General features: G+C 52.0%; 6 protein-coding genes and 2 rRNA genes. 3 read left to right on the top strand and 5 right to left on the bottom strand.

The window, feature by feature from the left end; genetic code table 11:
- Both AC1EKS_RS08925 and rrf read left to right on the top strand, forming a co-directional pair.
- A 23S ribosomal RNA gene (locus AC1EKS_RS08925) occupies positions 1-135 on the top strand; the annotation flags it as partial.
- Positions 136-293: 158 nt separating this feature from the next.
- Positions 294-410: ribosomal RNA gene (gene rrf / locus AC1EKS_RS08920) — 5S ribosomal RNA — on the top strand.
- Positions 411-585: 175 nt separating this feature from the next.
- Here the strand turns inward: rrf and AC1EKS_RS08915 are convergent.
- Both AC1EKS_RS08915 and AC1EKS_RS08910 read right to left on the bottom strand, forming a co-directional pair.
- Positions 586-1,785 carry a ribonuclease D gene (locus AC1EKS_RS08915; RefSeq protein WP_481009808.1) on the bottom strand — a complete coding sequence of 400 codons (1,200 nt, stop codon included), beginning with the start codon at positions 1,783-1,785 and terminating at the stop codon, positions 586-588.
- Complete coding sequence (locus AC1EKS_RS08910; protein WP_481009809.1) at positions 1,782-2,357, bottom strand: DUF3000 family protein; 576 nt, start codon at positions 2,355-2,357, stop codon at positions 1,782-1,784. Before AC1EKS_RS08910 ends, AC1EKS_RS08915 begins: the two co-directional genes overlap by 4 nt.
- Before the next feature lie 214 nt (positions 2,358-2,571).
- On the opposite strand from AC1EKS_RS08910, the gene AC1EKS_RS08905 reads away from it, so the two are divergent.
- Positions 2,572-3,915, top strand: coding sequence for a carboxylate--amine ligase (locus tag AC1EKS_RS08905; protein WP_481009810.1), 1,344 nt, complete (start codon positions 2,572-2,574; stop codon positions 3,913-3,915).
- Positions 3,916-4,002: 87 nt separating this feature from the next.
- On the opposite strand, the gene treZ is transcribed toward AC1EKS_RS08905, so the two are convergent.
- The 3 genes from treZ to glgX are packed head-to-tail and all read right to left on the bottom strand — an operon-like array spanning position 4,003 to position 10,484.
- Positions 4,003-5,802: a malto-oligosyltrehalose trehalohydrolase gene (treZ, locus tag AC1EKS_RS08900; protein WP_481009811.1), complete on the bottom strand. Its 1,800-nt coding sequence runs from the start codon at positions 5,800-5,802 to the stop codon at positions 4,003-4,005.
- The gene (gene treY, locus AC1EKS_RS08895; protein ID WP_481009812.1) at positions 5,803-8,322 is read right to left on the bottom strand and encodes a malto-oligosyltrehalose synthase; all 2,520 of its coding nucleotides are present in this window, start codon (positions 8,320-8,322) and stop codon (positions 5,803-5,805) included.
- Between the two features lie 17 nt (positions 8,323-8,339).
- Positions 8,340-10,484 (bottom strand): glycogen debranching protein GlgX, encoded by a 2,145-nt coding sequence (gene glgX / locus AC1EKS_RS08890; RefSeq protein ID WP_481009813.1) that lies wholly within the window; start codon positions 10,482-10,484, stop codon positions 8,340-8,342.
- Between the last annotated feature and the right edge of the window lie 172 nt (positions 10,485-10,656).

Here is a 10,656-nt window from a genome sequence, read left to right as displayed (position 1 = left end):
AAAGCATCTAAGCGGGAAGCCTGCTTTAAGATTAGGTCTTTTTGGTTCCCAGTAGACTACTGGGTTGATAGGCCAGATGTGTACACGTTGTAAAACGCAAAGCTGACTGGTACTAAAGAACCATTAAAAAACAAACACAAAAAACACGTGTTCAAGCATCCACAATAAATCGTCACGAAGACGCTCACACCCACTCTCCGATCCGTTAACAAGAACGGTGCCCCCCAAAAAAAGTAGTAACCAAACCTTATGGTTACCAGTGATAAAAATAGCGGGGGTTGAACACATAGTCTTGTGGTGGTCATAGCGCCTAGGACACGCCCAGTCCCATCCCGAACCTGGAAGCTAAGCTAGGCAGCGCTGATGGTACTACGCCCCAACGAGCGCGGGAGAGTAAGACACCACCACAACCACATTACACAGGAGGCCAAACCCAAAAAAGAGGGTTTGGCCTCCTGCCTTTTAAAAGGCAGGGCGAGAGCATCAAGACGGTCTTTCTGCCCTGTCTTTGTATAATTTTAGTCGGCCGCTTCAACGGAGCGACCCCGAAAATAGACATTAGACAGGATATTTACCTGTAAAAGGCTATTTCTTAGCCCAGAGAGTACAGAGGTCCTCAAAACGAGGCAGGAAATGTTCTATCTGCCAGTCCCTTGCCTCCGCAGTTTGCAGTAGATTTTGCAGATCTTTACCGGGTTCCCAATAGGCAGCTACCTGCCGGGTAGCGCTAGGCGAGAGTGCCAGTTCTGTCCATATCTGATTTTCTTGCGCCCAGGCAGATACGTCCGCTTTAAGCGTTCGGTAAAGCGCTGCGCGACCGGGATCAATTTTTTCCCAGGTAGCGATGGAAGTTATTTCATGCAACCCTCGCAGCGGCGCTTTCGGCGGCAATTCTTCACTGGGCAAGGCCTGAACTTTCTTTATTGCCTGCCACCAGCGCCTGCTGTGGCGGCGCAGCTGTCGGCGCTTCATAAAGGGACGCTGCGTGAGCTCCTGGTAGGAGCGGGGAGTTTTTAAAACCAAGTCCACCAGGTCGCGGTTAGGCAGCACTCGATGGGGCGCGATATCGGCTGCTTGTGCTATCTCGTCTCGCCGACTGTAGAGTTCTCTAAGTAAACCCAACTGGCGGGGAGAGCGCGCCTTACCGGCACCTTTCAAATGTCGCCAAGGTTCGGGGTCACTTTGACGACGATAGTGAGTCAAAGTATAGGCAAACTCTTGCTCGGCCCAAGGCAAACGTCCCGCCGCCGCTAACCGCTCTTTTAGCGCTAATGCTAACTGCACCAGATATTCCACATCGAGGGCCGCGTAGTCGAGCCAAGATTGTTTGAGGGGACGCAATGACCAGTTCTCCCGCGTATGGTTCTTGGCCAGTTTTATTCCCAGCACTTCCTCAGTAACAGCGCCCAGACCAACTTGTTCGAAACCGAGTATTTTGGCAGCAATTTGAGTATCGAATAGGCGGGGTGCCTGCAAGTCTGCCCATTCCAGGCACTCTAAATCTTCTTTCGCTGCGTGCAGTACCCAGGTGCTATTTTGGCAGGCGGCACCAAAAGCAGACAGATCGCCCAGGGTAATAGGATCGAGTAAAACCAGGGGAGCGCTCTGCCCTTTGGCCTGAATCAAATAGGCCTTATCTAGGTAGCGAATACCGCTAGCGCGTTCAGTATCAAAAGCTATATATTCTCCGGGACTTTGATACTCCCGCAGACACTCCTGATATTGCTGCTGGTTATCAGTGAGGGGAACAGATCCAAGGCGGGGACGGTAAAGGGTTTCGCTCATACCAGTTTTACCTGTCCCAGGCGGGATATTCCGGCGCTAACTTCCACCGAATATCCCGACATCATCGCTAGGAGGTGCGATATAGCCCCCGCGTGGGGTGCCAGGTTATTTTCTAGCGGCGTCCAAGATGCGCGTAGCTCCATTTCTGCTGATTCAGAGCGTTTTTCTAACTCGCCAAAACTGGCCGAATGGGAGCGAGTAACTGATCCGGCAGCCTGAAAAAAACTAGCATCTGATTGGGCTAAGAAATCGGTGAGCCAGGACCAGCAGACCTGGTCGGCTAGCGGCTCGGTAACTAAATCTACATCTACATGCGCGCCTAGCATCGTCACTAAGCGAAAACGGCCCTGCCAGCCGGGCTGCTCCTGGGGATCATAGAGAATTACGAGCCGTCCTGATCCACCACTGTCGGGGTTATCCTCCAAGGCGCCGCAGTCCAAGCGGATTGCCGCAGCAAAAGGAGCGATACCCTGGGGCGCCGGAATCTCACTCACTTCCACATGAGAATCGTAGGCAGCATCACGCAAGGTGAGCAGGGCATCGGTAAACTCTGCAGGCGGCTTTGAATTCACTATTTCAGCGTAGGCAGGAAAACTATCCTAAAGTCGCAGCCACGCCGACAATCTGCCGACCAAGCAGCAAACGTACCCCCGATTGGGGTAGCAGCTGGCTAGGCAAAGGGTATCTTTAAAAAGCGATGCCAAGAACTTGGCTCTACTTAGCGGCCTCCCGGGAGAACGGGCAAGATTTGATAGCATTGAGTGGCTCAAATTTTAGGGAGGCACTGTGCAGGACCATCAGGATATAGCGTTTCAACCGGTTATTTTAGGTACCGATATTGGCACCTATGCACTGGCGGTATCCTTCCACGCAGGATGGAAAGTAAAACCTACAGTCGTTACCACCCAGATCCTGGGGCCAATAATGTCTTCGGGCATTATTGATACTCGGGTGGTTAATCCGCAAGCGTTACCTGATCCAGACTCGGAAATGCCTCTAATTGACGGCTTGCTGGCACTAGCTCCGCAGCTGCAAAAAGACTATCCGGAAAAAAAGCTGCTGCTAATTGCGAATATTGACTCTAATGTACGCGATATAGTACGCCGCGAGGAAGAACTGCGAAAATACTATGCGTTCGCCTTCCCCTCCCTAAAGGTTATTGAGGATACTTCCGACAAGGTTAAGTTTCCGCTGCTTGCCAAAGAACATGGCTTAACTGTTCCGCAAACTCTGGAAATTGATTTTTCTGGTTCTTTAGAGGCTGAACTGACCAAGCTTGAGGGGGTAAAGGAACCGTTCCCTTGGATTATTAAACCAGCTACCAGTGCCGGATATGAACGCCTGAAATGGCCGGGCAAAGCGAAGGTTTACACGGTTTCCAATAAACAGGAAGCAGAAAATCTGCTTGCCGACCTGTATCAGCACACTCATGAAAATCCCCATGCCCGCCGTTTTGTGCTCCAACCCCGGGTAGAAGGAAACGATAGTTTCAATCTCTCGGTGACTGCCTACGTAGATCAAAACTCCCGGGTAACTATGCTGGGGTCCGCCCAGGTGCTACTGGAAGATCATTCTCCCACCGCCCTCGGGAACCCGGTGGCGATGATTACCGAGCCCTACCCGCGTCTATATGAGCAAGTCAGTAGCTTCTTGCAGGGAATAGGCTGGCACGGTTTTGCTAACTTCGACTTTAAAGTCGATTCCCGTACCGGGGTCGCCTACTGTTTCGAGGTAAACCCTCGCATCGGGCGGAACTCTTACTACAACACCTCTGCCGGGATGAATCCGATGAAGTTCTTCATCGAGGATGTGGTGTTTAATAAACAGGTTCCCCCGCAACGTTTAGGAAAGCGAGTCTACTATTCGATTTTGCCGAAACGTCTAGTGCTGCGGTATGTAGATAAACAGATGGGAAAGAAGATTAAGGACCTTTACCGCCAAAAGAAAAACCATGATCCCCTGTTCTACCCGGCGGATTTTGGGTTCAGTCTGCGGGGCCTGAAGCGCTTTGCCTATGTAATGATTGCCCGGGAAAATCACTGGCGCAAGTACCATCGCAACTATCCGGTTTCTAAATTCCGTGAGGGCGAAACTCACTCCCTGGATACTACCGAGCTAACTCACCCTTAGGTCGGCCCTGGTTCCTTGCTTTAAGTTAGGATAGGGCAAGCCGGGGAGAGGAACTGCATTTAGCAGGGGACAACCAATACCCCCGCCCTAGGCGATGATCAGCAGGGTATCTTCGCCCGAGATTTTCGAGGGCACACTTTCCAGTTTTCCGTTGCTGAAGGAAAAATAACTGCCCTGTGGCGCGTCCTTGATAAGATCGCCAATGCTAGTGGGTTTGTGCTGCAAGTTCACTATTACCCGTGCGCGTTCCGTTTTTAAGATCAGTAGCTTTCGCTGACGCTGAAGAGCAATAAAATCAGCAAAGACGCCCTCGTGACGCAGAGCGATTAGATGCCGATACCAGGCGAGCATCTTTTTATGTTCGGCCTGCGAGAGTTCCTGCCATAGCAACTTAGAGTTTAAGAAAGTGGAAAGAGCTTGGGGAGAGGGAACTTCCACTTCGCCGCCGTAAATTTTCTCCCAATCATGAGAGGCGAACTCTCGTTTGCGTCCCTCGTCCACCGCTTTGCCAATTCCTTCATCCGCATAGTCGGTAAAGAACTGGAAGCGTGAACGGGTGCCCCATTCTTCGCCTTGGAACAGCATCGGTGTAAAGGGCGAAGCTAGAACTAAAGCGGCTTGACCAGCCAGGAGTCCCGGCGCGAGTTTCTCACTAGGGCGATCACCTAAAGCCCGATTTCCTACTTGGTCATGGTTCGAGGCGAAGCCAAAGAAGCGGTTTCGCTCCATAGCGGCAGGAACCGGAGCCCCCCAATTTTTTCCACGGAAACTAGAGAAGGTGCCGTTATGGTAAAACACCTGCGAATATATCTTGGTTAGGGCCTCCGGGTCTGCGAAATCTTCGTAGTACCCTTGGGTTTCTCCGGTAAAAGCCACGTGAATACCGTGGTGAATATCGTCATCCCATTGCCCATCCATCCCGTAGCCGCCATCAGCAACCGGCGTAACCATCCGGGCATCGTTAAGGTCAGATTCGGCCACCAGAGTAAGTGGTCTGCCCAACTCTTCCGAAAGATTATCGACTTCTTGGGAAAGTTCGGATAAAAGATGCAGCTCAGAATCATCTTGGATTTCATGGACTGCATCTAGACGCAGACCATCGAATCCGTAGTCAGCCAGTAAAGCCACAGCTGCACCAATTAAGAAATCCCGTACCGGGGCGCTGTCGGGGCCATCAAGGTTGTAGCCATCGCCCCAGGGAGTTATATGACGACCAGAAAAATAGGGGCCGAACTGACTCAAATAGTTTCCAGAAGAGCCCAGATGATTCAAGACCAGATCTTGAGCTACCGCAATCCCTAGGTTGTGCGCCTCGTCAATAAACGCCACTAAATCTTCCGGGGTACCGTAAGGATTGAAAAGAGCATAGAGACCGACCCCGTCATAGCCCCAGCCGCGTTCCCCCGGGAACACCGCGGTGGGCATTAGTTCGATGACTTCCACTCCTAAATCAGCGAGATAGGGGAGTTTTTCTATCGCTGCCCGCAGGGTTCCTTGGGCAGTAAAAGTCCCGATATGCAGTTCGTACCAGACCTTACCCAATAGTTTTTCACTGGGTTGCCAGCTAGAACTGCGTTTAAGGGCGGCAATATCGGCAGTCTTTACCCAGAGCTCACTTCCGGGAACATACGCGCGCGCTCTGGGGTCAGGGAAGGGACCGTTTCCCTCTACCTCAAATGCATAGACGGTACCATTGGGCAATGGCCGCGGAGCTAGCCACCACTGTCCGTACTGAACCATCGGAGTTTTCCGCGGCTTATCAGGCGAGCCGACCAGCAGATTTATCTGCTTTTTATTCGGCGCCCATAGCGGTACCCGCTCACATCCCGCAATGAGCTCCCAGGGAGGCAAGCCCTCAAAATCCAAATCAGAAAGGTCAAAGTCCATTTATTCCACCCGCTCCAAAATCCGTGCGCCCCGTTTAAATAGCAGCTCTTCCAGGCTTTGCATTCCCCCGGAGAAAATCTCATTCGAACAAATATCTTTCCACGATCCCTCGGGTAAAACCACGGTATGTTCGGACGGGAAATCGCCTAGATAACGAGCGAGGACGCCGGAAAGGCGACGGGCAAGAGTAACGATTTGGGGCCCATCATTTTCGGTTCCCCGCGCAAAAGCTACCGCATAACCGGTAGACAAAGCGAGTGCCTCATAGGTGGCGGAGGCAGAGACGAAACATTCGCTGCGGCGGCGGCGTAGCCGCAAAATTGCTGCCGTAAGATTTAGTTTTAGATCATCTATTTCCTCGCTAGCTGCATGGTCAATACCTTCCCGGTCGAGACGAGAAAGGGTCTCTGCTAGCGCAGTAAAATCTACCGGGCGGCGATTATCCGGGTCTACCAGGGAGGTTTGGGTGATTTCTGAGCCTTGATAAACATCCGCCACCCCCGGCATCGTGAGCTGTAAAGCTTTATTAGCCAAAATGGTATAGCGGGTTGCCAAGCCGGTTTCGCTTTGCCAGCGAGAAACAATCTCGGCTACTTGCGGGTCAGAAAGAATTTTTTCTGCAAAATCCAGCAGCTCATTTTCCCGAGTCTCATCGGGAGCGGTCCAAGTGGTCCAAGTTTTTTGCTCCCTAATCGCTTTCACTAGATAGTTGCGCAGCCGGGAAGGAGGGATCGGCCCTTTATCGTCCCAGGTGCCGATAAGTGTTTGCCACAGCATGTTTTCGCTGCGGCCATCTAGGTCATTAGGACGGTAAGGCTGGGTAGTGTCACGCAGGTCAGAAACTATTTGCGCCCACAGGGTGGGGTATTGGCTGATTACCGCCAGACGCATCCGCACGTCTTCGCAACGCTTGGTGTCGTGCGTAGAGTTGGTAGTCATAGTAGCGGGCCAATTAGCTTGAATATCGCGAGCAAAAAGATGCAGACTATCGGAAGAAATCCCGAAAGCTTGGGGATTAGAGCCCACTTCATTTAGACACAGCAGATGAGTCCAACGGTAAAAGGTGGTGTCTTCTACTCCTTTAGCCATGACTGCTCCGCAAACCTGCTGGAAACGCACCAGGAATTCTCGCCTATCGAGATCGCTTTCTTTCAAAGCAGCGGATCCGATTTCATCCCCGAGTACCAGGGCAATTACCACTGCCATAGTGTCAGAGTGCTCCGGTTCCAGGTGACGCAGGGCGCGCCCTGCTGCTGCCTCCACAATTTCTCGCGAGAGCGCGGGGGCGGGTTGGCCAGCAGTCACATAGGCGCGGTAACAGGGCATTTCGATAATCAGTTCCCGCAAGCAATCAACTAGATAACGGAAAGTGTAATCGCGCAGGCGGAAATCATTTTGACAAATTTTCCACACTAACTGTCCGATACGGCGTACTTCCGCTGCCAGGGAAGTGTCAATTATTTGTGCCTTGGCTTCGCGTTGCATTTGTGGATAGGAGGAAGGCGAATCTCCGGTCAAAGTCTGCATCAGGGTTCCCAGCGGCAAGGATGCTCGCGGGTCAACCTGTAGCGCTGTCAGCCGCCAAGAAGTGTCATAGCCGGTAGTACCGGCAATCGGCCAGTCGTTAGGAAGTCGCTCGGCGTCCTCGAGAATCTTTTCTCCCGCGATCCAAGCGCCGCCGGTAGCCTGAGATAGCCAGTGGAAATAACCGGCGGGGTCAGCTAGTCCATCGGGGTGATCAATCCGGAAGGAATCGATATGTCCCTGGTTGAAAAGTTCCAGCAGCAGGGCGTGGGTAGAGTCAAATACGTCGCGTTCTTCTACTCGCAGGGCTGCCAGGGTGTCGACATCAAAAAAGCGGCGATAGTTGAGCTCTTCATCAGCTACTTTCCAATGCGCCAAACGGTAATGCTGCCGTTCAACCAAGACCTCCAAGGGTAAGGCTTCAGTACCGGCTGCTACCGGGAAATAGTGGTCATAGTAGCGCAGAATCCATTGCTCTCCGCGTTCAGGTTCAGTCGGAATCACCATCTGCTCAAGTGTGAGTTCTTGATCAGCGAGAACTTGCCCGATTCGCCGGCCGAGAATGGGCATGAGAATTGGTTGGTCAATGTCAATATCAAACCAGTGCGCGTAGGGAGATTCTTTCCCTCGTTTTAATACCGACCACATGGGACGGTTAAGCCACACCGGGGTCGGTACCGCCATATGGTTAGGTACCACGTCAACTACAATCCCAAAGCCTGCCTGGTGGGCGGCGTCGGCTAGTTTTTCAAATTGGGCGCGCCCTCCGAGTTCTTTGGAGATATGTTTATGGTCTACTACGTCGTATCCGTGCATAGATCCGGGAACCGCTTGCAAAATGGGGGAGAGAAACAGGTCCGTTATCCCGAGATCACGCCAATATCCCAGGTGCTGCCGGGCATCTTCGAAAGTGAACTCAGAACTTAACTGAATGCGATAAGTACTGATAGGCGTATGCTTATCGCTCGCGGGCAGGTGGGAGTGTTGGCTGTTCATATGGGGATCTCCTTAAATTATTCCTCCGCCACTTCGCGGATTAGTACTACTATCGAGCGATCTAGTAGCTCTAGTTGGTCACCAGCGCCGTATTCAGTTTTGTTTTCGATTTCCCTGTTGGGAACCTCTTCCATGGTAGAAAATGCGATCTTCCAGCCATCACCGTAGCCTTCGGGAACCTGGAAAGTGCAAGACTCGGGGTCAGCGTTGAAAAGTAACAGGAATGAATCATCGACAATGCGTTTTCCACGAGAATCTGGTTCCCGAATCGCCTCACCGTTTAAGAAGATCATCAGGGAGCGTGCTTCTTCATTGCTCCAAGCTTCCTCGGTCATCTTCTGTCCATCGGGGGCAAACCAGTCAATCTCCCCCAGATCGGATTGACCGCCGCGGGAAGGGGCGCCGGCAAAGAAACGGCGACGATGGAACACCGGATGGTCATTGCGGAACTTAATCAGGTGTTTAGTGAACCCGAGAAGCTTATTTCGATAATCGTCCTCTTCGGCGTCCTCGAATGACCAATTCATCCAGGAAAGCTCGTTGTCTTGGCAATAGGTATTGTTATTTCCCTTTTGGCTGCGGGCAACCTCATCTCCCATGAGTAACATTGGTACCCCCTGGGAGAGGAAGAGGGTGGTCAGGAAATTGCGGTGCTGCCGTGCCCGTAGTTTATGTATTTGTGGGTCATCGGTGGGGCCTTCGACTCCGCAGTTCCAGGAGCGGTTATGGGATTCCCCGTCGTCTCCGCCCTCGCCGTTAGCCTCGTTATGTTTCTCGTTATAGGAAACCAGGTCGTGCATAGTGAAGCCATCATGGGCGGTTACAAAGTTGATAGACGCATTCGGGCGGCGTCCACTTTGTTCATATAAATCGGCACTGCCACAGAATCGGGAGGCGAACTCAGGTAGCGTGGCGTAGTTGCCGCGCCAAAAATCACGAACCGTGTCGCGGTATTTGCCGTTCCATTCACTCCACATGGAGGGGAACCCGCCTACCTGGTAGCCGCCATCTCCTACGTCCCAGGGTTCGGCGATTAGTTTTAGCTGGGAAAGTACCGGGTCTTGATGGATAATATCGAAAAATGCCGAGAGTTTGTCTACGTCATGCAGTTCACGCGCCAGGGTAGAGGCAAGGTCGAAGCGGAAACCATCTACGTGCATTTCGATTGCCCAGTAACGCAGGGAATCCATAATTAGTTGCAGTACCGCTGGAGACCGCATCAGCAGGGAATTCCCGGTTCCGGTGGTGTCGAAATAGTGTTCTTTGTCGTCCTCCACTAAACGGTAGTAGGAGGAGTTGTCTAGTCCTTTGAAAGAGAGTGTCGGCCCCATATGGTTGCCTTCAGCAGTGTGGTTATAGACCACGTCTAGAATCACTTCGATTCCCGCGTGGTGCAGGTTTTTCACCATTTGCTTGAACTCTTGAACTTGCCCATCGACCACGTCTTGGGAACGGTACTGGGCATGGGGAGCAAAAAATCCGATGGTGTTATATCCCCAATAGTTCGATAGACCGCGCTCTTGCAGGGTGGAGTCATTAACGAACTGGTGCACCGGCATCAGCTCGATAGCGTTTACTCCCAAATCTTTTAGATATTCGATAGTCACCGGATTGGCGATTCCTGCGTAGGTGCCGCGTTCTTTTTCCGGGATCTGTTCATTTAACTTGGTAAAGCCTTTTACATGGGCTTCGTAAATAACCAGTTTATGGAGGTCGTGTCCGGGTGGGCGATCATTTCCCCAATCGAAATAGGGAGTGGTGACTACCGAAACTGCCATATCCGGCAAGGAATCGTCATGGTTGGGTTCACTGGGGTCATTCCAGTCGTAAGAATATAAAGACTGCTTGGCTCTAACAATGCCATCGGTGGCTGTCGCGTAGGGGTCGAGCAAAAATTTATTGATATCGCAACGGTGTCCTTGCGCCGGATCATAGGGGCCTTCCACCCGGAATCCGTAGCGCTGCTCATCACGCAGCCCCGGAATATAGCAATGCCACACGTGGTGGTCGACTTCGCGCAGTTCGATCCGTTCTTCGCTGCCATCCTCTGCTATTAAACAGAGATAAACTTTGGTTGCGACCTCGCTAAATACTGCAAAATTTACTCCGGCTCCATCATAGGTAGCGCCGAGCGGATACGGTTTCCCTGGCCAAATCTCCATATCTCTAGGTTGTCATAAAACGCGCCATTTAGCACTTACTTGCCGATGAATAGTAAAGATGGGGGAGAAAGCACAATCAGGTTGAGGTTGCGAGACGGCGGATTCTAGGGGTGGTTGCAACGGTTGATGGTTTTAGGCAAGCAGTTTGAGGATCCGCTCGCTGGGTTTATCG

The sequence above is a fragment of the Varibaculum sp. C0165D1 genome (assembly GCF_056590355.1).
This window is presented reverse-complemented; position numbering and strand designations above follow the sequence as displayed.